The organism is Nocardiopsis sp. Huas11 (assembly GCF_003634495.1).
Taxonomy (GTDB): domain Bacteria; phylum Actinomycetota; class Actinomycetes; order Streptosporangiales; family Streptosporangiaceae; genus Nocardiopsis.
Genome location: NZ_RBKY01000001.1, coordinates 2,119,267 through 2,143,279, shown reverse-complemented (window position 1 = coordinate 2,143,279; position 24,013 = coordinate 2,119,267). Strand labels below are relative to the sequence as shown.

General features: G+C 69.3%; 15 protein-coding genes and 1 pseudogene. 7 read left to right on the top strand and 9 right to left on the bottom strand.

All coding sequences use genetic code 11. The features are described from left to right. Positions 1 to 12 precede the first annotated feature (12 nt). From DFP74_RS34265 to eccCa, 6 genes and pseudogenes are all read right to left on the bottom strand, one after another. Positions 13 to 768, bottom strand: coding sequence for a hypothetical protein (locus DFP74_RS34265; protein WP_233571428.1), 756 nt, complete (start codon positions 766 to 768; stop codon positions 13 to 15). An 891-nt stretch (positions 769 to 1,659) separates the two neighbouring features. Then, positions 1,660 to 2,409 (bottom strand): annotated as a pseudogene (locus tag DFP74_RS34260) (protein kinase); the annotation flags it as partial. A gap of 99 nt (positions 2,410 to 2,508) precedes the next feature. After that, positions 2,509 to 2,871 carry a hypothetical protein gene (locus DFP74_RS09465; RefSeq protein ID WP_121181347.1) on the bottom strand — a complete coding sequence of 121 codons (363 nt, stop codon included), beginning with the start codon at positions 2,869 to 2,871 and terminating at the stop codon, positions 2,509 to 2,511. 13 nt (positions 2,872 to 2,884) lie between these two features. Continuing rightward, positions 2,885 to 3,139, bottom strand: a complete 255-nt coding sequence (locus tag DFP74_RS09460; RefSeq protein ID WP_121181346.1) for a hypothetical protein — start codon at positions 3,137 to 3,139, stop codon at positions 2,885 to 2,887. Between the two features lie 66 nt (positions 3,140 to 3,205). Then, positions 3,206 to 3,526 carry a hypothetical protein gene (locus DFP74_RS09455; RefSeq protein WP_121181345.1) on the bottom strand — a complete coding sequence of 107 codons (321 nt, stop codon included), beginning with the start codon at positions 3,524 to 3,526 and terminating at the stop codon, positions 3,206 to 3,208. Positions 3,527 to 3,762: 236 nt separating this feature from the next. Continuing rightward, positions 3,763 to 7,668 (bottom strand): type VII secretion protein EccCa, encoded by a 3,906-nt coding sequence (gene eccCa / locus DFP74_RS09450; RefSeq protein ID WP_233571323.1) that lies wholly within the window; start codon positions 7,666 to 7,668, stop codon positions 3,763 to 3,765. Between the two features lie 269 nt (positions 7,669 to 7,937). Here eccCa and eccD point away from each other — a divergent pair, with 269 nt between their 5' ends. The 7 genes from eccD (at position 7,938) to DFP74_RS09410 (ending at position 17,436) form a co-directional block, all read left to right on the top strand. Continuing rightward, a complete protein-coding gene (eccD, locus tag DFP74_RS09445) occupies positions 7,938 to 9,278 on the top strand; it encodes a type VII secretion integral membrane protein EccD (RefSeq protein ID WP_121181343.1) in 1,341 nt (446 codons plus the stop codon). 82 nt (positions 9,279 to 9,360) lie between these two features. Then, positions 9,361 to 9,702, top strand: a complete 342-nt coding sequence (locus DFP74_RS09440; RefSeq protein WP_121181342.1) for a hypothetical protein — start codon at positions 9,361 to 9,363, stop codon at positions 9,700 to 9,702. A gap of 55 nt (positions 9,703 to 9,757) precedes the next feature. After that, positions 9,758 to 12,355: a hypothetical protein gene (locus tag DFP74_RS09435; protein WP_121181341.1), complete on the top strand. Its 2,598-nt coding sequence runs from the start codon at positions 9,758 to 9,760 to the stop codon at positions 12,353 to 12,355. A gap of 226 nt (positions 12,356 to 12,581) precedes the next feature. Further along, positions 12,582 to 13,676 (top strand): PQQ-binding-like beta-propeller repeat protein, encoded by a 1,095-nt coding sequence (locus DFP74_RS09430; protein WP_233570894.1) that lies wholly within the window; start codon positions 12,582 to 12,584, stop codon positions 13,674 to 13,676. Between the two features lie 1,024 nt (positions 13,677 to 14,700). Then, entirely contained in the window at positions 14,701 to 15,666 is a 966-nt protein-coding gene (locus DFP74_RS09420) for a hypothetical protein (RefSeq protein WP_121181339.1), read from the top strand. Positions 15,667 to 15,912: 246 nt separating this feature from the next. After that, positions 15,913 to 16,812 carry a transposase gene (locus DFP74_RS09415; RefSeq protein ID WP_121180343.1) on the top strand — a complete coding sequence of 300 codons (900 nt, stop codon included), beginning with the start codon at positions 15,913 to 15,915 and terminating at the stop codon, positions 16,810 to 16,812. A gap of 45 nt (positions 16,813 to 16,857) precedes the next feature. Continuing rightward, the gene (locus DFP74_RS09410; protein WP_121181338.1) at positions 16,858 to 17,436 is read left to right on the top strand and encodes a hypothetical protein; all 579 of its coding nucleotides are present in this window, start codon (positions 16,858 to 16,860) and stop codon (positions 17,434 to 17,436) included. Between the two features lie 69 nt (positions 17,437 to 17,505). Here DFP74_RS09410 and DFP74_RS09405 read toward each other — a convergent pair whose 3' ends face one another. From DFP74_RS09405 to DFP74_RS09395, 3 genes are all read right to left on the bottom strand, one after another. Further along, positions 17,506 to 19,563 (bottom strand): WD40 repeat domain-containing serine/threonine protein kinase, encoded by a 2,058-nt coding sequence (locus DFP74_RS09405; RefSeq protein WP_121181337.1) that lies wholly within the window; start codon positions 19,561 to 19,563, stop codon positions 17,506 to 17,508. 91 nt (positions 19,564 to 19,654) lie between these two features. Beyond that, the gene (locus DFP74_RS09400) at positions 19,655 to 21,751 is read right to left on the bottom strand and encodes a protein kinase family protein (RefSeq protein ID WP_121181336.1); all 2,097 of its coding nucleotides are present in this window, start codon (positions 21,749 to 21,751) and stop codon (positions 19,655 to 19,657) included. Between the two features lie 28 nt (positions 21,752 to 21,779). Next, positions 21,780 to 23,864: a serine/threonine-protein kinase gene (locus DFP74_RS09395; protein ID WP_121181335.1), complete on the bottom strand. Its 2,085-nt coding sequence runs from the start codon at positions 23,862 to 23,864 to the stop codon at positions 21,780 to 21,782. Positions 23,865 to 24,013: the final 149 nt, after the last annotated feature.

Sequence of the window (24,013 nt, the reverse complement as noted above, 5' to 3'; positions counted from 1 at the left end):
GGCGCGGATGCGTCAGTCGCCACTCCTCGGAGAGGGCGAGGGAGAGGGTTCGGGTTCGTCCTCTTCTTCCTCCTCGGCCTCCTCCTCGGCGGCTGCCTCCTCCTCCGCCTGGGCGGCGGCTTCGGCACGATCCGCCGCCCGGGTCGTGCAGACCTCCTGCCCGGGAGCGGCGGAGCCGTCGACGGCGATGACGGTGAAGCAGTACTCGGCCTGGGTGCTCTCCGTCACGATCTGCACCGTGACCACTCCGGGGCCGGTGCGGGCCAGCGTGACAGGATCGCTGTCGGCCATGCCGCCGAGCACGAAGAAGGAACCGGTCCCGCCCGTGTGGTCGGTCCAGGTCAGTTCCACGGCTCCCAGGTTGTCGGTGAGCGTGACTCCTGACGGGGGCGAGGGCTCCGGCAGCGGCGAGGGCTGGACCACCGCTTCGGGATCGGCCTCAGCGGGGCTCGGCGGAGCGGCCTCCTGCGCCTCCTCGTCCTCGGCGGCGGCCACCACGGCCGGGGCCGGGTCGTTCGTCGCCGCGAAGGCGCTCGCGAGCGAGGTGACCACCAGGCTCGCGCCCACCACGAGCGCGAGGTGCATCTGCCGCCGCCACCGAGGGTTGCGGTGCTCGGGCGCGTCCGCCTCCCATACGGGGGAGTCCTGGGTCTGCTCGTCGACGCGGTCGGCGGGAAGGTCCGCGGAGTCGGCGGTGCCGGTCCACCCCTCCAGGCGCGACCACGCACGCAGCGGTGTGAGTTCCTCGCCGCGAAGACGCGCCATCATGAGGTCGGCCGTGCCGTTGGCGAGCTCCTGCGGGGGAGTCTCGTGGCGCCTGCGCTCCTCAGGGGTGGGGAGCCTTCTCGATACCGGCCGGGTGCCGATCTCGGGGCCGGGTGGCGGTGCGGCCCCGGGAGCCTGGGGAGGACCGGAGCCGGGCGGGGGCGCGGGTGGCGCGTACTGTCCGGCCGGGTTCGGAGGGTGTCCCCAGTGCCCTCGGTGTTCCTCCCCGAAGGGCGCACCGGAGTCCACGGGCGCGTCCGCGCGCGGACCCGATGGCGCGTTGGGACCGGACTCCGGGTACGCGTGAGGCGCGGGCGGCGTCGGAGCCGAATGTGCCGGGGGAACCGGCCCCGAAGGCACCGAGGGCTGGTGTGTCGGAGCCGACGGCCCCTGGTGTGGCGAGGGCGCCGCGGGCCCCTGGTATGCCGGAGCGGGGTGTGCGGGGGCCGGTCCCGAAGGCGCCGAAGCGTGATCTCCCTGATTCGGATGTTCCGGAGGTGCCTGTGGCGCCTGGGCCGACGGCCTCCGGTGTGTCTGAGCTGCGGATTCGGGAGATGCCTGGTGTGCCGGGAGGCCCGGAGCCGCGGGTGCCTGGGGCGTCTGAGCCGCAGGCGCCTGGTGCGCCGGTGATGCCTGGGACGACGGCGTCTGGTGCGCCTGACTCGGGGGCGTCAAGGGCGCTGCGGGTGCCTCGTGCACCGGGTATCCCTGGTGTGCCGGGGCGGACTGCGGCGTTGGGGTCTGTGGAGCCGGAGGGGCCGGAGGAGTCTGCGGGCCGCTGTGGGCCGCGACACTTCGCAGGGAGTCCTGTGCGCCGCTGAGCGGGGTCGCCCCCCGCCCCGTCCGGGCCTTCTCCAGGGCGGAGGCGAACTCCGCCGCGGACGCGTAGCGTTCCCCCGGGTCCTTGGCCATGGCGCGGGTCAGGATGCGGCGCATGCTGCGCGACACGTCGGCTCGCTCCAGCGGGGGGAGATCCTCGGTGAGAACGCGCTGGGCGTACGCCTGGGGGTGGAACGGGCTTCCATCGGTTGATGCGAAGGGCGATCGGCCGGTGATCATCGTCCAGATCGTCGACGCGAGCTGGTAGATGTCCGAGGCGGGCACGCGTGGCTCACCGCGCAGCGCTTCGGGGGCGGAGTGCAGGAAGGACTCCGTCTCCGGCCGGGGCGGCGGCAGGGCCTCGCCGACGGCGCGGACGGCACCGAAACCACTGAGTACGGGTGTGCGGCCCGCTCGCAGGACGTTCCCCGGGCAGACGTCGTTGTGCACCAGCCCTCGGCCGTGCACGGCGCCCAGCGCCGCCGCGACGCTCCGCGCGACGGCCACGGCCTCCTGGATGGGCGCGGGGCCCTTCTTCGCCAGCATCTCTCCGAACGAACCGTCCGGATAGTAGGGCTGGGCCAGGAAGACGGCCCCGTCGGACGTGGTCCCGGCATCCAGGAGCGGCACCACGCCGGGTACGCCCACGAGGGTGCGCAGATGACCGAGTTCGGCTTGCCCGGCTTCCGGAGGCAGGGCCTTGAGCACCACCTCGGCGCCGCTGGTCACCCGCGTGGCACGGACGACACGGGCACGCCCGCCCTGCTTGAGGACCGAGCCGACGCGGTATCCGGGAGCCCAGGTATCGGGAGGGAGGTCGGACATGCGGGGACTACCCTCCTTGCGGGACGTACCGGGTGTACCGGGTGTACCGGGTGTACCGGGTGTACCGGGTGTACCGGGTGTGCGGGGGACGCGCGTGCATCAGAACGAGTTCGGCAGCAGGGATGACTCGGGGACGAAGGGCTGGACCGACTGTGACCGGGTCTGACCGAACCCCCGTTCCTCGTTCACCTCCTGCTGCCGACCGAAGGCGCCGATGAGAGCGATGACTCCGCAGACCAGTGCCGTGACGACCACGCCGAAGACCACCGCGGGCCAGACCCGCTGCCGACGGCGCCAGTAGCGACTGGAGCCGTAGAGCAGGGCGGAGCGCAGTTGCCGGTGGCGCAGCGCGTCCGCCTGGAGGACGTACTTCTCCTCGTCGGGCGTGTAGTGGAACGCCTCAGGCAGCTGGGGGTCCGAAACCTCGGAGGGAACCGGGGCCGGAGGTGGAGGGGATGACATCGCTCTGAACCTACTAGAAGGCCGACCTGAGCTTGGTCAACGCGGCGTTGTAGGCCTCACTGGTCTCGTCACCCGCGTTGATCAGGTCCATGAAGGCGGACCGGACCTCCTCGAAGTGCGTCTGGAACTCCTCGGACTCGGTCGCGAACTCCTCCTTGCCGTCACCGTCCCAGTCACCGGAGGTGTTCCGGGCCGCTTCCTCGATCTGGTTCATGATGCGGGTGAACTCGTTGAGCTGGCTGCTCTGGTCGGCGTTGAGCTCTTCCATTCCCGACGAGTTGAAATAGATGTCATTTTGACCCGGCACGGCTACTCCTCACGGTTTCAGGGATGCTCAAGCGTTGACGGCGCGGGACAGGCCGCCGATGTTGTGTCCGGCCTGGTCGAGCACCTCGGTGGAGGTGACCTCCGCGGTGTTCACGGCCTCCTGGTTATCGCCCAGCTTCAGACCGTTGTTCGAGCACCACTGCATGAGCTCGCCGAAACGCTCCTGCAGCTGCGCCGCGGCACCGGAGAAGCTGTTACCCGCGCTTCCGACCAGCGCGCGCGGAATTCCCTCCATATCCGCGATCAACAGGTCCATCTGGTGCCGCATGATGTCGGCTTCCTCGCTGAGGCGCTGACCGCCCTCACCGATGGTCGTCTGCTCGGTCAAGCCGATATACGAAGCCATGTTCGCTTTCCTCCTGATGGGGTGGAAGGGTGTCGAAGGCGGGGCGGGGGCGGGTTCCTGTCGGTCCCGAAGCCCCGAGCCTCCAGGACGTTAGTCCGTGGCGCGCCACCCGGTCAACGGTGGGTGCGTCCCTGTCGGTGGGAATCCACCGGCGCGGGATTTGTTCCGGTCTCGGCGCCACATTCACCGATTCTTCAACTGGACGCGGCGCCTGCGGGTCAGTCGGGCGGCTCGCTCCAACCGACCTGGACGAGTTCGGGCTGCTTGCCGCGTACCGCGAACTGCGCCCGTCCTCGGGGCAGCTGCTTCGAGGCCACGCCGTTGGACAGCCGGCCCTCCCTGCGGTCTCCCGAGAACAGCATGCCCGGCACGCCCATGTCGTTCAGCGCCTGGGCCACCGGTTCGAACATGGAGCGGCCCGCGCCCCCCGTCCGCCTGGCGGCGATGATGTGCAGACCGAGGTCCGCACCCTGGGGGATGAACGGGGCCAGGGGAGCGAGCGGGCTGGACCGGGCCCCGAGCATGTCGAGGTCGTCGACGATCACGTAGAGGTCGAGGCCGCTCCACCAACTGCGGTTGCGCAGCTGCTTGGGGGTCACGTCCGGTCCGGGCAGTCGCTCCTTGACCGATCCGGCGAGGTTCTTCGCCACGGCCTGGGTCTGTTCCGGGCTGGTGCAGTACGCGAGCAGGTACTCCTCGGGGACCAGCTCCAGGTGGCTGCGCCGGTAGTCGACCATCACCACCCCGATCTCCTTCGCGGGCCGCTTGATGATCTGCTTCACCAGGCCGCGCAGCAGTGCGCTCTTCCCGGTCTGCGGGTCGCCGTAGACCATCAGGTGCGGGTCGCGTGAAAGGTTCAGGGTCGCCGGGGCGAGGGTGCTCTCGGCCAGGCCCAGGACGAGCTGGGGCCGACGGCGGCTGAAGGTCCGCCCCTTGGTGAGCGACTCCAGGTCGATCCGCTCGGGCAGGGTCTTGACCCCCTCGACCGCCCGCTGGGGCCAGCGCTGGGACACCCGGACGATGAGGTCCTTCACCCCGTCGGACAGGCTTTCGGCGTCGGAGACGGCGTCCACCCGGGGCAGGGCCACCTGCATCATGTTCTCGTCGGCCAGGAGTCCTCGCCCCGGGGTGTCCTTGGGCACCGAGTCCGCCGCCTTGCGACCGATGCCGGAGTCCATCGAGTCGCTGAGCCGGAGTTCCATGCGCCCGCCGAAGAGCGCCTGCAGGCGCGAGCGGATCTGGGTGTTCGCCGCGCCGGTGAGCACGGTGTGCACCCCCAGGGCCGGTCCTCGCGTGGCGATGTCCATGATGAACTCGTCCGCCTCGTCGAGCGTCTCGCGGACCGAACTCCATCCGTCGATCACCAGGAAGATGTCCCCCGGCGTGCTCGCGGGCACGTCGCCCGCGGCCCTGGCCCGCCGCAGCGCCGCGGGCGAGTCCAGCTTGTGCTTGCGGAAGAGGGCCTGGCGCCGTTCCAACTGTCCGCGCACGTCCACCAGGACGCGTTGGGTGCGCTCGGGGTCCGACCGCCCGGCCACGCCCGCCACGTGCGGCAGGTCCTCCATCGCCTGGAGGGCGCCGCCACCGAAGTCGATCGCGTACAGGCTCACCCGGCCCGGCGGGTACCGCCACGCGAGCGAGGCGATGAGCGTGCGCATCATGGTGGACTTTCCGGACTGCGGTCCGCCGAGCAGGACGATGTTGCCCTCGCCGCCGGTGAAGTCGAGTTCGGTCGCGATCGTGCGCTGTTCGCGCGGGATGTCGGTGAGGCCGATGACGGCGCGCATCTCCTCGGCGGGCGGCTCCGTCCCCTCGGCGTCCAGGCCCTCGCCCTCGCCGAGCTCCTCGAGCACGCGATCGAGCGTGAGGGCCGCCGGCAGCGGCGGCAACCAGACGGGACGCACCTCCGGAGCCCCCGAGGCCACGATGCGGTCGATCGCGACCTGGAGCGTCGTGCGCTCCTCCCGGGGCGGCTTGGGCTCGGACTTCTGTTCGGTCAGTCCGGCCGCGAGGGCCGCGGCGAACGCGCCCGCCTCGGTGACCTTGGCCAGGCCGTTGTAGGAGAGCAGGGGGAGCACCGGGTCGTGGTCTTCCTCGTCGTCCTGCTCCTGCGGCGGCGCGTAGGGCTGCGACACCATGGCGGCCTTGAAGCGCTCGAAGACCGACGTGTCGACCTTCAGGTACCCCGACCCGGGCTCGGGCGGGAGGTGGTAGGCGTCCCCGACACCGATCGCGTCGCGGCTCTCGGCTTCGGAGAAGGTACGCAGGCCGATGCGGTAGGAGAGGTGTGACTCCAGGCCGCGGATCTTGCCCGACTCCAAGCGCTGGGTGGCGAGCAACAGGTGGACGCCGATGGACCGGCCGATCCGGCCGATCGCGACGAACAGCTCGGCGAAGTCGGGGTGCGCCGTGAGCAGCTCGGAGAACTCGTCGATGATGATGAGCAGGTGCGGCAGGGGCTCCAGGCCCGGGTCGCGCCGACGGGCGTCCTCGTAGGCATGCAGGTTCGGCAGATTGCCGGCCGCCTTGAGCCGCTGCTGGCGACGCAGCAGTTCGCCGTACGTCGCCTCACGGAAGCGCAGGACCAGGGAGTCGTCGTCCGCGAGGTTCGTGATCAGGCCGGCGCTGTGCGGGAGCCGGTCGGTGTCGGCGAAGGTCGCGCCGCCCTTGAAGTCGACGAGTAGCAGCGCGAGCTGCTCCGGGCTGTGGTTGATGACCAGGGACGCCAGCAGGGTGCGCAGCATCTCGGACTTGCCGGAACCGGTCGCACCCACCACCAGGCCGTGCGGCCCCATGCCGCCGAAGGCCGACTCCTTCAGGTCCAGCAGAACGGTGTTGCCGTTGGGACCGACGCCGATCGGGACGCGCAGGTAGTCACCGCTGCTGCGGGCACGCCAGGTCCGCTGGGTGTCCAACTGTGCCACGTCGGGGACGCCGAGGATCTCCGGCAGGCCGACGGTCGCGTGCATGGCGTCGTCGCCGTCCGTCGCGGCGATGCCGAACGGAGCCAGCACGCGGGACAGCGTGGTCAGGTGGGCCACGTCGGCACGGTCGGCGTTGCCGTCGAGGGGCACGCGCGCGTCGTCGCCGTCTCCCGCGTCGGTGTCCTCGCTGAGGGCGCCGTCGGACTCCACGCGTAGCCGCAGCTGCACGCCCGCGGGCTCCTCACGGCGCTCGGTGACCAGGGCGATCACGTGGATGCCGAGGTCGGCGAGGGAGGTCACGGGCGGCTCGGCGTCCAGACCGGAGAGGGTGGACTGGTGCTCACCGTCGAGGAAGACCACGAGGCGCTGCGTTCCCGGGCCGGGCGGTGCGCCGCGGCGGCGCTGGAGGTCGACGGTGCGGCGCTCGATCTCCTCGGAGAGCAGATCCGCCGCCTGGACGGTGTTCATCGAGACGAAGCGGGCGGGCAGGGGTCCGTCCTTGGCGTCCTCGAAGGAGTTGTGCGGCAGCCACTTGAGCCACTCCCACTGGGGGCGCAGCCGCTGGTCGCGGACCACACCGATGCGGAGGTCGTTGGGCGAGTGGAAGGTCGCCAGCTGCGCGGCCAGGGCGCGAGCCAGGCTGCGCCCCGCCTCCCGGTCGCCGACGATCGAGATCACGCCGTGCTCACCGACGGGCAGGAGCAGCGGCATCTCGGGGACGTCACCGTAGAGGTCGATCAGCTGTTCCGCCGCGCCCTGGCACACCGGGTCGTAGACGATCAGCGGATTGGCCGTGTCCACCTTGAGCTTCAGCCGGCGTGCGAGCGGGCGGGTCCCCGTGCCGATCCGGACCTCCAGGAAGTCCGGGTCGGTGGGCCGCCTCTCCCAGCGCCGGCTCCGTGAGCGCGCGGGTTCGGTCAACAGGTCCGGGTCGGGGTGCCGGAAGGCGTTGTCCGCGCGCTGGGTCGAGGTCACCGAGCGGATGATCTCTCGGAGCTGGTCCAGATAGTCCAGATAGCGCTCACGCTGTTCGCGGATGCGCTTGCGCGGCCCGTTGTACTGCGAGACGAACATGATCACGCCGACGATCACGCTGGCCATCATGATCATGACGCCAGCGACCGCCATCAGCGGTCGGTGGCCCATGGTGATGGACATCAGGAGCGAGCCCGATCCGGTGATGATCGGCATGATGATCATCGCGCCGGAGCTGGAGGCCGGGGCGTTCTCCGGCATCTGGGGCGGGGTCGCGATGACCAGCGGGGCGTTCCCCGGCGCAGGGGGAACGCTGCGGGTCGGTCGGGGGACCGATCTCGTCGCCACGTGTCGTCTTCCGTCCGCTCGGGGCGTTCAGTACGAGGTTCGTTACGCTAAGAATGTTCTCGTGAAAGGCGTGAATCTCCTAATTCTCGTTCATCACGCTCCTTCATCATGGCAAACACTGCATACGACCACGAAGAGGACCTCGGGTGAGTTCATACTGCCGGGTCACGGTCACCGGTCCCCAGCGCTGGGCCGACCTGGTGCTTCCGGGCGCAGTCCCCATCGCCACCCTCATGCCGCGCATCATCGAGGTGTGCGTCCCGGAGGACGACCACACGGAACCGGCGGCCTGGTCGCTCAGCACGGTTGACGGCGCACCCGTCTCCCCTGCCGAACCTCTCGACGCGGCCGGGATCTACGACGGAGACGTCCTCCTGCTGAACCGGACGGTCGCGCCGAGCCGGCCCCGGCACGTCGACGACGTCCGCGGCGCGGTCGAGGACCGGGTCGACGAGACGGCGTGGATCTGGAACCCCCGCACCACGCTGACGTTCGGCCTGCTCGTCGCCGTCATCGGCCCCCTGCTGGTCCTGGCCCTGATGCTGGGACTGCGCCCCTCCGCCGGGTACGTGGCGGTGGCCGCGTTCGGAACGCTCTTCGCCCTCGGCGCGATGCTGCTCGCGGCCCGTCGGCCGCTGCCCGCCGCGGCGCATGTGCTCTTCGCCACCGCCTGCGCGTGGGGCGCGCTGACCGCGGTACTGGTCGGCCAACTCCTGGTGAACTCTTCCCCGCTCGTCATGACCGGGGTGGCGCTGTCCGGTGCGCTCCTGGTGGCGGGCGTGGGCTGGGCGCTGCACGAGACCGGTCTCGCCTACATCGCGGGGCTCACGGTCGTCGCCCTGGTGGCCGGTGTGCTGGTGATCGTCGGCATCTTCGTCGACCCGGTGCAGGGGGTGCGCTCCATGGGGCTGGCCCTGGCCCTGTGCGTGGGAGCCCTGCCCCGTGTCGCCATGGTGATGGGCGGCCTGTCCAGCCTGGACTACGAGGTGGGCCGCACCGGGCAGGTGACGACGGACCGTTTCGAGGAGACCTACACCAACTCCGACCGCCTGCTCCTCGGAATCGTCATGGGCACCGCCTTCGGAGGCGGGAGCGTCACCGTCCTGTTGGCCGTCTGGGGCCAGGGCCTGCCCGACCTCCTACTGTGCGGCTCCCTCGGTGTGCTCTTCGTCCTGCGGTCCCGGCTCTTCGACCGCATCCGCCATGTCCTGCCGCTGCGCCTGGCCGGCGTCGCGGGTCTGGGAGCCACCGGGATCGCCGCGGCGCTGGAGTACCCCGTGTTCGCTCCGTGGCTGGCGGGGGTCGTGCTCGTCGCCGGGGTGCTGCTGGGGTCGCTCAGTTGGGTGCGGCTGAACGACGTGCCCCGCGCCTCGCTGCGGAGAATCCTGAACTGGACCGAAATCTTCGTCATCACAGGCATGTGCGTGGTCTTCGCCTGGGCGATGGGATTGTTCGATCTCGTCGCGCGGATGTCGGGAGTCTCCTGAGAGCAGGAGGCCGGAGCCCGCATCGGAGAACCGTGTAGTCGGACCTGAGGGTCCCCCACTTCGGGAAAGGTGAGAGTGCCCTATGGCTGGAAACGAGGTCGGGGTCGAGGACCCCTACGGCTCGATGAGCTCGGCCGCCAAGGCGGAGGAGATGGTCGAGCAGCTGATCTACCTGGGATCGGACTTCAAGGGAGCGATCGAGGACCTGGAGGGGGCCGCCTCGACTTACGTGTCGTCCGGGCTCAGCCAGTACCAGGAGGACACGGCCGAGGGGTTGAGCATCGTCGTGGCGAGCGGCGTCAACCTCGCCTCCGACGTGGAGGGGGCGAACCTCACCATCTTCGACGCCGACCACGAGTCGGCCGAAATGGTCGACCAGGCGCTGGAAGACCTGGGCGGGCTGGCCCGCCCGGCGAACGGCTGACCTCCATCCCCTTCCCCCTTCCCCCTTCCCCCCTCCTCCTTAGCGAAAGGCGAACATGAGTATCTCCGGCATGTCGCTCAATCTCCCCGACGACATCGAGGCGGACGTCGGAACGATCCGCGATAAGTGCGGCACACTCACCCGACTGTGCTCCACGATGATGGGTCGCTCCCACGACATGGACGGCAGCTTCCAGGACGCCGCCGGCCACTTCACCGACGAGGTGATGTGGGACATCCAGGGCGCCAGCAGCCGGGAGCTCGCCAAGTGGGAGGAGACCGGCGCCGCTCTGACCAACGGCGCCGCGGTCCTCCAGCTGTGGGCGGACGACATCGAGACCTACCGCGAGACGCGCGCGGAGCTTCTGGAGCGCTGGGAGTCCGAGAAGTCGGACGCCCAGGGGCGGGTCGACAACCCGTGGTACCTGGCAGGCGGGGGTGTCGGTGCCTACGCCATCGACGCGCTGATGGACGGCAAAGCGGACCGTGAGGCCGACGAGATCGCCAAGCTGGAGAGCATCCGCAACGAGCTGCTCAGCGAGCACAGCACCGCCTGGGAGCTCTTGATGGAGCAGGCGGAGCAGACCGAGAGCGACCTCAAGGACGGGCCGAGCCCGGAGACCTATGAGCGACTCCTGAACGCGGGCCACCTGGGCTGGCGCCACCTTTCGGTGTTCATGCCCGAGGAGGGACCGCCGGTCACCGAGGGGATGGGCGAGGACGCCGCCGACGAGGTCGAGGCGTACATGGAGGACCCGGAGAACTACGAGGGCGACATCGGCGAGGTCCTGGCACTTCTGGCCGTCGTGACCGCGTCCGGAGTCGGCAACCAGCGCAACGGCGGCCAGCCGCCCGCGGACCACATGGACTTCCTCGAAGCGTTCTACGAGGGCTTCGAGGACACGCTGGTCAACATCGAAGGGCCGCCCGGAGTGCTCGGCATCGTGGACCTGTTGGAGAACGGTGAGGGCTATGACTCCGCCATTGCCGACGATCTCCTCAGCTCCATGGGTGAGGGCATCATGGTGCTCTCGGACGAGAAGCTCTTCGGTGGCTGGGACCGCCTGCCCGAGAGCATTCAGATGGCGGCCGCCGGGCCCCAGTTCATCCCGGACGAGATGGTGAGCAATGGGGGACTTCCCTACAACCCCGACGCCTGGGGTAGGGACCTCACTGCCCTCAATCGGCTACTCGGCAGCGCGCCGTCGGACGTGCGTGCTGGAGAGGATCTCTCCGCGTCGCTCACGCTCTCTCTAGGCAACGCCATAGAAGCTCAGGGCGGCCCCGGTCCATGGATCGAGCAGTCGGATGCCTCCGACCTGATCGGTATCGCGGCGCGTAACCACGACGCGATGACCGACATTTTCACTGGGGATTACGAGCACCCGTTCATGTTCGAGAACGGAGAGTTCCGTGAGCATGCACTGTTCAACAGCGAGCACAACGATGAACATAACGAAGATGGCTACAACCCCAACGAAGCCTTGATTGATACCGCGATCAAGGGAATCTACGGATTCGACTGGACAGACGAAGAAGAATTGTCGGTCAGGGGTATGACGGATTGGGTTGCCGAACAGGCCGATAGTGAATACGCCCGAGAATCCATCCCAGCTGAGCGGGCGCTGGTAGGCCTAGTCGACAGGCTCACGGGCCTCAAGGATGAATTGAGTGAAACGGGTCAGACCGTTAATGGTTCCATGGGGGGAACGGATATCGAATGGCAGAATGTATCCTTCGGTCACCTGAACCCTGGAATTGCAGACAGTCTCGCAGGTGTTTTTGAGGCCCATATCGATGCTTTTGCGGATAACGAAATCCTCGATGCAAATGGCAAAATAAAGGGCGATTTTTCAACAGAATGGTCCCATTTGAATGGGCCAATGATTGATATGCAGGACAGGACCGATTTCGTTCAAATGATTTCCGGAAGCCCAGAAGCTGCTGTGCGTGTCATTGAAGCTTCGGATGAGTACACGATGGACTCTCTCTCTGAGTACATGGGGTCAGCGGGGGAGGGTGGAAACCCGAATCAGACGGCTGGCACACGGGCAGGGCTGCTCTGGAACGCTGTCGGCACGGGGGTGGCGGAAGAAGTCGTCTCGCGACTTGAGACCCACAATGAAGCTGTTAATGCGAACGCAGGAGAGATGAAGCTCAGTACCGACTTCGCGAGGGATATGACGGCTTCGTTCATTCCGAACGGGCAAGTTGCGGAAGTTTACAAGTACGTTTGGAACGGTGTCGAACTAGCCATTAATGATGTTTCTGATGATGGTTCAGTTGATTTCCCTAGAAGTACTATTCCCCCAATGGCGCTCAATGAAAATGTCGTTACCCTTCATGCAATGGGGGCAGCCCATGACAGTGGTGGTCTAAATATTCCTCCGCCGTCAGAAGTAACTTTGAATGAGGATGGTACGTTCAATACTGACGCGAGTGAATGGGACCTCGATTTGGATGGCGAGGCCCAGGATCTCCGGGATGATGAGTGGGACCGTGTTCGCGATCAGATTTGGCCTGGGAGTGACACGGAGAAGAGCGTCGAGCAGGTTGCAGGTGACTACTATGGCGCATTTGAATCCGCATTTGAATTGAATACAAACGAAGTAGATGGGCATGGTAGGGGAGGTGATGGTTCCGATGAGGACTAGGGCTATTCTGGTTTCTGGGTCGTTCGTGTTCCTCTCCGGGTGTTCATTGGTGCCCGGTGGTGGAGGGGTAGTTCACGATGGGAAAGAAGTGGACCATCGTGTTTATGAAGGCGAAGCCCCGTCTCGCGCACCTGTGACATCCATTTCAGAAGTGGCTTGGGAGTGGACGGTCCCAGACGAAGACAGCAGCCTTTTCGACATCGTTTCCGGAAGTACTGGCCCAGTCATGGTCCTGGGCGACGGCGTCGTGGCCCTGGACGGCTCCACAGGTGAGGAACTGTGGCACTACCGAGTGGAGAGCGGAGGCGTCGGGCCGGTGCGGAGCACGCCTGGCGGACAGGAGATCATGCTGACCGTGCCGGGTGATGGCGTGAACGCCGTCGTGCTGCTCGACGCCGGCACGGGCGAACTGATCGCAGAACACGAGACAGCACAGGAAGAGGGCGCAGACCGCACGACCGCGGTCACCTCCGAGGTACGTGTGGTTCCCCCTGCTCAAAGCGAGGGGGCTGTTGAGGCGTACTCGCTGCTCGAAGGTGAACCGGCATGGACGTATGAGCCGCCTGAGCGTGAGGGGAGCGCCGGTGTGATCGTGGAGGACGTCTTCCGTGCTGGGGAGACGGTCGTGGTGACGGCGGCCTACAACGATGGCACGGAGGAGGGTGCCGCCATTGATCAGGGGATGCTGGTGGTGGGTCTGGACGGGGAGACCGGGGAGACGCTGTGGGAGGTGGAGCAGGAGTTCACCGCCGACATGCGGCGCGTCCCCGAGTACGAGGTCTCTCCCTCGGAGGAGGTCCTTTTCCTGGGAGTGGGGGCGGAGGAGCGGCATGAGTTCCTGTTGGACCCCGCGACAGGTGAGGAGATCGCGGGCGAGGCGTACCGAGATCGGGGGGACCGGCACCCTGTGGGGCTGCTGGACGACGGCTACGTGGACATGGCCGTAGATGATGACGAGCCGACAGCCGAGTACTGGTACACGTCCTTCCAGGGGGAGCAGATGGCCCATCTTGAGGCCCCGGCGCGCCCTGGAGAGGAGAGCCTCGACCCGGGCCTGGCCTTGGAAGAGGGGTTGCTGCGCCTGGACTACCTCTCCGACCTGAGCCGTGACCGTGGGCCGGTGGACGCGGAGTTCGTGGCATGGGGTTCCGATGAGACCCACGTAATTCCCGCTGACTTGACCGCCAACGAGGAGTGGTGGATTCAACCGGAGGGTTCGGCCATGTCCGACGCTGATGCCCCTGTGATGGTCTCGGTGCCAGGCGCGATCGTGGTCACCGAGGAGAACAATGGTCCCTGGACCGTGGTCGGCCTGAACTGAGGGCCTGGGAGCGAAGAGACTCCGACTGAACGACTGACGTCGTCTCCCGGCGGCCTCCGTCCTCTCGGAGCGTCAGGAGGCCTCGTGGGTCTCGCGGAGAGAAGTTTCGGGGCCAAAAAAGAGCAGCATCGAGTCGTCCTCTCTCGTTTCCGCGGTCACGATGGTCTCGCCATCGGGATGCACGGTGACCGTGTCGTAGAGGACGGTGTCCCCCGAGGTGACCTCCTTACCGGTTTCCGTGTCCCGGGCCGCCTGCCGGTGACGTCGTCGAAGGTCGATCCGGAGCTGAGCAACTGGGATCCGTCCAGGGTGAAAGCGAAACCGCCATCGCCGACGATCTCCTCAACTCCATGGGCGAGGCATCATGGTGCTTTCCGACGAGAGCCTCTTCGGTGGCCATGTATCCGCCCTGGAAGCCCTGCTCGGAAGTGTTCCCAAAGGCGAGGGCTGGGCTCGACCTTTCCGCGAATCTCGCGATACTCATGGGTCATTTCGCTGGAGGACACGAAGATGAACGTTTGTCGGTACAAGACGTGGCCGGCAACTTCCATGGTGCCTTTGAGCGCGCTCTTGAGCTGAATCACAACGCCACGCTTCCGGAACGGAAGGAGACCAGTGAGGACTAGCCCCGTGATCGTTCGGGACCCGCGCCTGGTCAGGGGCGGCGCGCTGTTGATGTCGATTGCCCTTGCCCTTGCCGTGGGCGCCGCTGGATGTTCCGCTGCCCCCTCGGTAGATCACATCGAGTACGCGGGCGAGCCCTCCGCCCCACAGGAAGTCACGCACGCGTCCGAGGTGGCCTGGGAGTGGGAGGCTCCGGAGGAGAGCCTGCTCCGGAATGTGCTCGCGGGATCGGCGGGTGCGGTCATGGTCCTGGGCGACGGCGTCGTGGCCCTGGACGGGGCCACCGGTGAGGAGCTGTGGCACTACCGGAAGCCCGACGCGTCCGTGGCCTCTGCAGCAACCACACCCGACGGGAGCGCTTCTCGTCGCCTATCAGGGCGCGAGCGAGAGGGCCCTCGACGTGGTCGTGTTCGACGGGGGGACCGGTGAGCTCCTGGGTGAGTATCAGTCCCAGGAGAGCGGCGACGGCGGCTGGGCCCGATACCTCACCGACGAGGTGCGTGTGTCCTACCCCGGAGACGGCCACCTCGGAGTGAGCGCGGAGTCGCTGGACACCGGCGAACAGGCCTGGGAGTTCGAGTGGGAAGCACCCGAGGGAACGAGTGACTTCACGCAGGGAAGCGTCAGCCTGACGCCCGACGCCGTCGTCGTGAGCGGTGCCCATCGTGACGACTCGGCGGATACGCCGGGCCAAGGCGATGACGTCGGCCAGGTCATGGTGGCGGTCGGGCTCGACCCCGGAACGGGAGAGCTCCTGTGGGGACGCGAACTGCCCTTCGCCGCCGGTGAGGTGGTACCGCCCGTGCACACCGTCTCCTCCGGCGGGGAGGTCCTGCTTCTGGAGGCGGGCACGGACTCACCCGGGGAGCAGGAGCAGTGGTTGCTCGATCCCGCCACCGGGGAGGACGTCGAGGGCTCAGCCTTCCCGCCGGACCCGGACCGCGACCGGGTCGCACTCCTGGATGACGGATACGTCGACCGGGAGGTGGCCGCGGGGCAGAATGAGGCCCGCTATCGGCGGGTGGCGTTCGATGGAACGGAGCAGAGCACCGCTGTCGGCGGCCTGCGTGCGGGAGAGACCTCCATCGACCCGGGGACGGTCACCAGGGAAGGGGTTCTTCGACTCGACTTCCTGAGCGAGCCGGATCTGGACCGGGGCCCGGTGAGTACCGAGTTCCTGGAGTGGGGTGGACAGGGGCCGGCCTCCAGCGTGGACATCGACCTGGCGGTCAACGAGGAACTGCTCCTCAACACGGAGGGGTCGATGACGGCCGAGGCCGACGCACCGAAGCTGGTCACGGTACCGGGAGCCGTCATCGCCACGGAAGCGACCGAGATGAGCAAGAAGGCCGTGGCCCTGGCATGACGTGGACAATCTCGTGAGGCGTGCGAAGACTCGGGGGCTCGGTCGGACGGCGCCGCCGGCAGTAGCGGTCGCCCTCTCCCTGAGCATGGTCGGTTGTTCGTCAAAGGAGGGGGTCCACCACGTGCCCGCCTCCGGTGAGAGTGTCGATCGACCCGAGGTGACGCGTGTCTCCGAGGCCTCCTAGATCGTTGATGGGAAATTCCTGAAACCCCTGCGGACACAGCGAAGGGCGTCGAAGATCGGTGTGTGAAGACTGACCTTGACGCCCTTCTGACAGCACTCTACGTCCACCTGGACGACGACGTGATCCCTTCTGCCAAGCAAGCCCGCGGACCAGGCCGGCCGCGCCTGCTCACCGACGCGGAGCTGATCTGTGTGGCCGTGGCCCAGGTCCTGCTGCGCTGCGACGACGAACGCCGCTGGCTACGGGTGGCCCCGGCCCGGATCGGCCACCTCTTCCCCCGCCTGCCCGGCCAGTCCGAGTACAACCGGCACCTGGCCCGCCTGGCCCCGCACATGCTCACCGCCATCGGATGGCTGGCCCGCCACACCCCGACCTGGCACGACAACCTGCGGCTGATGGACGGCACCCCCGTGCCGTGCGGGGCCTCGCGCACCACCGTGGAACGCTCCGGTCTGGGCGAAATGTGCGGCTACGGGCGTGATGCCTCCCACCACCGGTTCTACTGGGGGTCCAAGCTCGTGCTCGTCACCACCGCCGAGGGCACCGTGACGGCCTTCTCCCTGGCCCACCCCAAAGAGCTGGACGAGCGCAAACAAGCGCTGCACCTGCTCCACGCCCAGGAGTGCGCCCCGGGGCCGTGCCCGATCGTGTGCGACAAGGGCTTCGCCGGGGCCGGAATCGAGCAGGCCGCCACCGATCTGGGGCACGTGCTCATCCGGCCCCGGCGCAAGGACGAGCCCAAGGACAGGGCCCGGGTGTTCCCGGGCTGGCTGCGCCAGCGCATCGAAGCCATCATCTGGACGCTGAAGAACCAGCTGGGGTTGGAGCGCCACAACGCCCGCACCACCGAAGGGCTCTGGGCTCGGGTGTGTCAGAGGATCCTGGCTCTGAACGCCGCGATCTGGCACAACTGGCAGATCGGAGCCCCCATCAAGCGGTCGCTGGTGGCTTACGACCACTGACCAGGACACATTTTCCCATCAACGATCTAGGAGTGGACGGTTCCCGTGGGCGACCACACGCTCTTCAACGTCCTGCCTGGTGCCGGTGGGCCCGTCATGGTCATCGACGACGGGGTGATCGCCCTGAACGGTGAGACGGGTGAGGAAGTGTGGCGCTACCGGATGGAGTCCGGGGGTGTTCAGGGTGCGTGGAGCACGCCGGAAGGGCGGGAGGTGCTCCTGAGCGTGTCGGGCGGCGATGAGGGCGCGGTGGTGCTGCTCGACACAGGGACAGGGGAGTCGGTCGCGGAGTTCGAGACCGGCCTCCCAGGAGATCCGGACCGTCCGGCCGTGGTCACCTCTCATACGGGCGTGATCCCGCCGGATCGCCCTGATGGCCCGGTGTTGGTCTTCTCCCTGGTCGAGGGCGGGACCGCGTGGACATATGAGCCGCCCGAGCGTGAGGGCAGTGCCGGTGTCATCGTGGAGGAGCCGCTGCGCTTGGACATGACCGCGAACGAGGAGTGGTGGCAGGAGCCGGACGTCTCCGTGAGTACCGACCCGCCTGGAATGGTCGCGGTGCCCGGTGCGGTCGTGGTCACCGAGGAGAACAACGGCCCGTGGACCGTGGTCGGCCTGAACTGAGGAGCTCCCAGCGAAGCGACTCCGACTGACCGGCGGAGGCCGTCGTGCGGCGACCTCCGCCGTGGCCGGTCAGGAGAGCTCGTGGGTTTCGCGAAGGGTCTCGGGGTCGAGGAAGAGCAGCGTCGAGTCGTCCGCTTCCGTCTCCGCGGTCACGATGGTCTCACCGTCGGGGTGAACGGTCACCTCCGCGTAGAGGACGGTGGCTCCCGAGGTGACCTCCTCGCCGGTCTCCGCGTCCCAGACGCGCCCGCCAGTGACATCGTCGGTGAAGGTCGATCCGGAGCTCAGCAGCTGCGAGCCGTCCGGGGTGAAGGCGAGGCCGTGCACCGTGTTCGGCACGCTGATCTCGATGACCGTCTCATCCGAGGCGAGGTCGTGCAGGACGATGCCCTGGGCGCCGTCGTGGACGGCGACGATCGGCCGGTCCGGGGCGAAGGCCGCCTGGTAGATGGGGTCGAAGGACGCGTCCTGCGCCGTGGCCGGGGACGAGGGGAACTCCGCGACGACCTCGCCGGTCGCGGCTCGCGTCACCTCGACGGCCGGGGTCTGCTCGGGGTGCTCCAGCATCAGGTACTCGTCGTCCGGGCCGAAGTGCGTGGCCGAGACCTGGTGGTCGTACTCCCGCTCGTACTCGATGGTGTCGTCGTCGCGGTTCCAGATCATGTGGGTGGACGTCCCACCGTCGTGCAGGACGACGAAGGACACCCGTGACCCGTCGGCGGAGATCGAGGTGGCGTCGAAGAAGACGATGTCCTCCGCATCGTCGGGCTCGAAGGAGTCGACCTCCTCGCCGTCCTCGTTCCAGACCACGACGGAGCCGTCGTAGGCCGCGGCGAGCAGGCCGGTGTCGCTGACGTCGACGGAGCCCGGTGAGCCCTGGAAGTCGAGGAGCAGCTCGCCCTCACGCCAGTCCCAGAGGGTGAGCGCCTGGCTCGTCTGGACATAGAGCCCGCTGCCGTCGGGGGTGAAGTGCAGGTCGTAGACCGTGCCGGGGAAGGCCGGTCCGGTCGGCTGCTCCGTCACCTCCGCCGGCTCCGCGACGCCCTCCGGGACCTCTCCCTCGGCGCCGGGCTCCTCCTCCGGCTCCCGAAACGGGTCGAGGACGGCCAGAGCGACCCCCGCCACGAGTACGAGGGTGACGGCGGCGGCGCCTCCGACGAGCAGCCATCGGGGGACGGGCCGGCTCCTGCGCCGGCTCCCGGTCCCGGCACCTGCCATGGCCGCGGTGGGCGCCGCGTCCACGACCGCGTCGAGTTCCTGCTCGCGTTCGGTGATGGACCGGGTCACCTGCGAGGGCAGCCAGCCGTGCTCCGCCGACGGCAGGGGCTCGGCGGACAGCGTCCGCACGATCTCCTCCGAGGTCGGCCGGTCACCGGGGGCCTTGGCCAGGCAGCGCTCCAGCAGTGCGCGCAGGGCGCTGGACGGGATCCCACCGAGGTCGGGCTCCGCGCCGACGACGCGGTGCAGCACCTCCGGAGCCGGACCGCGGCCGAACGGGGGCGTCCCACAGGCCGCGTAGACCACGATCCCGGCGAGGGAGAACACGTCGCTCTGGGGCGTCTGCTCCTGGCCGAGCACCAGTTCGGGGGAGGCGTAGGCCGGGGTGCCGAAGGACTCGCCCGTGCGGGTCAGGACGGTGCCCTCGACGGCGCGGGCGATGCCGAAGTCGATGACCTGCGGTCCGCGCGGCGACAACAGGACGTTGCCTGGCTTGAGGTCGCGGTGCATGAGTCCGGCCGCGTGGATCGCCTGGAGGGCCTGAGCCAGCCCGAGCGCGAGAACGCGCAGGGACGCCTCCGGGAAGGGGCCGTTCGCCTTCACCGCTTCCGTGAGCGTGGGCCCCGGGATGTACTCGGTGGCCATCCACGGCACGGGGGCATCGGGATCGGCGGCGACCACGGCGGGTGTGAACGGGCCCCGGACCATCTGCGCGGTGCGGACCTCGCGGGAGAAGCGGGCCCGGAACCCCTGGTCCTGCGCCAGTTCACCCCGCACGACCTTGACGGCGGCGAGGTGGCCGGTGGGGGTGCGGGCGAGGTAGACCTGGCCCATGCCGCCGGCCCCGAGCTGGGCGAGGACGCGGTTGGGGCCGACGTGGCCGGGGTCGGTGGAGGTCAGGGGTTTCATGGTGTTCTCGTCCGGTGCCGTGGGTGGGCTGTGAGGGCTGTGAGGGCTGGGAAGGTCGGCTCGTCGTGTGCTCTGTCCGGGCCGTGGCCGGTCAGGTCAGGGTCCCGACGACCTCCAGGGTCTCGGGATCCACGAGGTCGACGCCGCCGTCGCTGTCGATGGCGGCGATCACCTCACCGCCGGGGTGAAAGGCCAGCGGCCGGGGCAGTACGTGGTCCGGCCCGCTGAGGAGTTCCTCGCCGGTCTCCAGGTCCCACAGGTGGCCGCGGTTGTCGTTGACGGCGTCGGTGATCTTGTCGTTCGGGTCGGGCCGCCGGTCCGGGTCCGACGGCGTCGCCCAGCCGACGTGGAGGAGGCCGAGGTCGGCGTCGACCGTCAGGTCGGTGAGGAAGGCGTCCTCGGTCTCGGTGAACTCGCTGATGTCGAACGTGCCCAGCTCGGTGCGCGCGACGACGTCCCACCACACGAGTTCTCCGCCGGCGGCGTAGACGATCTGGTCGGTGCCCGGGACGACGGCGAACCGGAACTGGTCCACGTTGCGGACTGTGTGCAGCTCCTCGCCGGTCTCGGTGCTCCACACGCGGATGGTGTCGTAGGCGAGGGTGACGACGCGTTCGGCGTCGAGGAAGTGCATGTCCGTGGTGCCGCCGATGGCGAAGGACGAGGTCACCTCCCCGGTCTCCAGGTCGACGAGCCCGAGGTTCTCCCACGGCTGTCCGTCGGCGGTCTGGTTGAGGGGCTCGGTGTGGGTGGCGACGGCGAGTTCACCGGTCGGGGAGAACGCCATGGCGTCGAGGGCCTCGGGGTCGGCCAGGCCGGTCTCGACGAGCTCCTCCTGGGTCGCCAGGCGATCGACCGTCTCGCCGGTGGTGACGTCGAAAGTGGTGGCAGTGGCGATCGGGAACTCCTCGCCCTCGTACTCCGCGCCGGAAATCGCGGCGATGACGCACCCCTGCGGGGCGAACCGGGGATCGCCGAGGCCGTGCACCTCGTCCGCCACCCGCGCGACCTCCTCCTCCGCGCGCCAGTTCCACAGCATCAGCCCGTACTCGGCGCTGGTCACCGCCAGCGCGTCCCCGTCGGGGGAGAAGGCGACCCGCATGGCCTCCAGGTCCCCGACCTCACCGGAGGGGGCGGGGTAGCCGGTGGCGTCCAGGCAGCCGTTCGCGGCGGACGCGCCCGCGCCGTCGGAGGATCCGCCGCCGCCACCGGGCACCAGGCCCAGGCCCCAGGCCGCCCCGGCGCCCGCGACGAGGACGAGGGCGATGCCACCCGCGGCGAGCGCGTAGGCGCGTCCGCGCCTACGCGAGGGGGCCGGGTGGGCCGGGCCGGCCACCGCCTCGGCCGGGTGCTCAGACGCCTGGGCCACGGGCGCCGCCGTGCCCCTTCCCGTCGCCTGGTCCATGACGGCCGCGGACCGCTCCACCACCGCCTGGAGGTCGGTGGGCCAGGGCGCCGGGTCGGCCGGTCCGCCGAGCATGCGCACCAGATCGGCGGCGCTGGGCCGCAGGACGGGCCGGACCTTGAGACAGGCGTCCACGAGGCCGCGGAACTGGAGGGGGACCCGGTCGAGTCCCTCGGGGCCCTCGACACCGCTGGCCGCGAAGCACACGGTGGCGGCCCAGGCGAACACGTCCGTGGCGGGTGTGGCTCCGCCTTCGGGTGCGGCGAACGACGGGTGCGGCGCGCGCTGTTCGGCGTCGGCCACGGCCCACTCCAGCCCCGGGTCGGCCAGGAGGGCGTGCCGACGTGACAGCAGCACTCCGTCCGGCCACATCGAACCGTGGGCGCGGTCCGCCGCGTGCAGATCCGCCAGCCCCTGGGCCAGGGCCAGGGCCAGGGGGTGCAGAGCCGCGACGGGGAACGGCCCGTGGGCACCGACCAGTTCCGCCAGGCTCGGGCCGAAGGGACGTGCGACCGCGACCCACGGGGTCGCCACGCTCACGTCGTGGTCCAGGATCGGGGCCACGAACGGACTCCGCAGGCCGGTGGCGCCCTCCACCTGGCGGGTGAAGGCCGACCGGAAACCGGGGTCGCCGGTGAAGGTCGAACGCACGATCTTCAGGGCGACCGGAGGCCGGCCCTGTGCCGTGGCCAGGTACACCCGGGCACACGCGTCCTCGCCGAGACGGGTGTGGAGGCGGTACACGCCGACGGTGGGCGGGTCGTGGGGGTTCAGGGGAAGCATGGTGCCTCTTCGGATGGGGGACGTCGGTTCAACCGAAGGTTCGGATGGTCTCCAGGGTCTCGCCGTTCACGAGGAGCACGGCGTCGCCCTCACCGCTGACACCGGCGGCCACGGTGCCGTCGGGGTGCGCGTCCAGGTCCCACGCCAGTTCGTCCGGAGCCTCGTCGATCTCCTCACGGGTGGAGAACTCCCAGACGGCCACGTCGACCTGGGTGACGCCGTCGTCCCCCTGCTCGGTCGCGTAGACCGTGTACAGGCGGTCCGCCGCCTCGTTGAGCGTGAACTCGACCAGCTCGCCCCGGGGTTCCTCCTCCGGGATGAACGGGAAGGTCGCGTCGTCCTCGTCGAGATCCTGCTGCACGGGCCCGTCCGCGTGGGCGGTGAGGACGGTGCCCTCCTCATCGAGGATCTGCACGCTCCCGTTCAGCGTCGGTGGCAGGTCCTGGCCCGAGGCGACCTCCTCCCCGGTCCCGGTGTCCCACACCCGGGCGTCGTTGAAGCCGTGCGCCCCGAGATAGCCGCCGCCTGGGGAGTAGCCCACGAAGCGGGCGTAGTCGAAACCGTCGAAGGTCTGGACGACCTCGCCGGAGTCGGCGTCGATCGTGTAGACCCCGCGCTGGGTGTCCATGGTGTTGTCGGCGATCGCCAGTTCGGACCCGTCGGGGGAGAACTCGACGTGGGAGAGCTCCCGCCCTTCCCTGTGGACGGTGTGCTCACCGGTCTCCAGGGAGTAGACGTGGGCCCCGTCTGCGGTGGCGAAGGCGATCCGGCAGTCGTCGGGGCTGAACACCGGGTCCACGGCCGCGTCGGAGGGCAGGTCCAGGCGGATCCGTGCGAGTTCGGCGCCCTCCTCCCAGTCCCAGAGCGCGATGGCCTGGTCGCCGCCGACGGCGAGCACGGAGCCGTCGGTGGAGAAGCGCACGCCGAGGAGGTCGGTGGAGCTGGTGAGGGTCGGGACGGCGCTCGCGGCGTCGACGAACTCCGGGGCCAGGTGCTCGGTGGGGTCGCACTGGTCGCGCTGGACCGGCTCGTCGGCGGCGGCCTCCGAGGCTCCGGCGTCGGTGCCGGTCTGGCCGTTGCGGTAGCCGACGGCGGCGATGGTGCCTGCGGCGGCGACCAGGACCAGCGCGGTGGCGGCCGAGCCGAGGAGCAGCAGCCGGCGGCCTCGGCGGGCGCTCGTGTCCGCCCCGTCCGCGGCCGGCGCGGTCTCGGTGGCGTTCCGGACGGCGGCGCGGTACTCCTCGGCGACCGCGTCGACGGCCTGGGCGGCGGAGGGCGGGAGCCAGGCCGCGGCGGTGGTGGCCGGGGCGGCCGGTCCGCCGAGGGCACGCAGGACGTCGGCGGCCGAGGGGCGGCGCCCGGGGTCCTTGCCCAGGCAGGAGGCGACGAGCGGGCGCAGCGACTCGGGGACGCGCGAGAGGTCGGGGTCGACGTTCTGGGTCCGGTAGAGCACGGCGGAGGGGTGGCCGTCACCGAACGGGCCCGAGCCGGTGAGCGCCCATACGAGGACCCCGCCGAGGGCGAAGACGTCGGCGGCGCCGCCGGAGTCCTCGCCGCGTCCCGCTTCGGGCGCCATGTAGCCGGGCGTGCCGACGACGCGGTCGTCTCCGGCGCCGCGCTGCTCGGGCTCCAGGGCGCGGGCGATGCCGAAGTCGATGACCTGGGGGCCGGCGGCGGAGACCATGACGTTGCCGGGCTTGAGGTCGCGGTGCGCCAGCCCTTGGGAGTGCACGCGCTCCAGGGCCTGGGCGACGCCGCGGACGAGGAGGCGGGCGGCGGGCTCGGGGAGCGAGCCGGTGCGCTCGACGAGGTCGAGGAGGGAGGGACCCATGACGTACTCGGTCGCCAGCCAGGGGATCTCCGCGGCGGGGTCGGCGGCCAGCACACGGGGTGTGCCGGGCCCGTGGACGCGCTGGGCGGAAGCGAGCTCGCGGGTGAAGCGCTCGCGGAAGTCGGGGTCGTAGGCGAGGTCGGCGCGCACCACCTTGACGGCGGCGGGTGCGCCGTCCGGGTCCAGGCCGAGGTGGACGCGGCCCATACCGCCGGACCCGAGCAGGGCGATGACGCGGAAGGGGCCGACCTGGCGGGGATCATCAGGGGAAAGGGGCTGCACGGGGACTCTCGGCTCTCGGGAACGGCGTCGGAGGAAGCCTACCGACACCGGTTCGGGACGGTATGTGACGGTCGGTGGGATGCGTCCGAGTGAATCTCGGTTCCCCCGCCTGATGGCCGCACCTGGACCCGGCCTCGTACTTTGGGCCG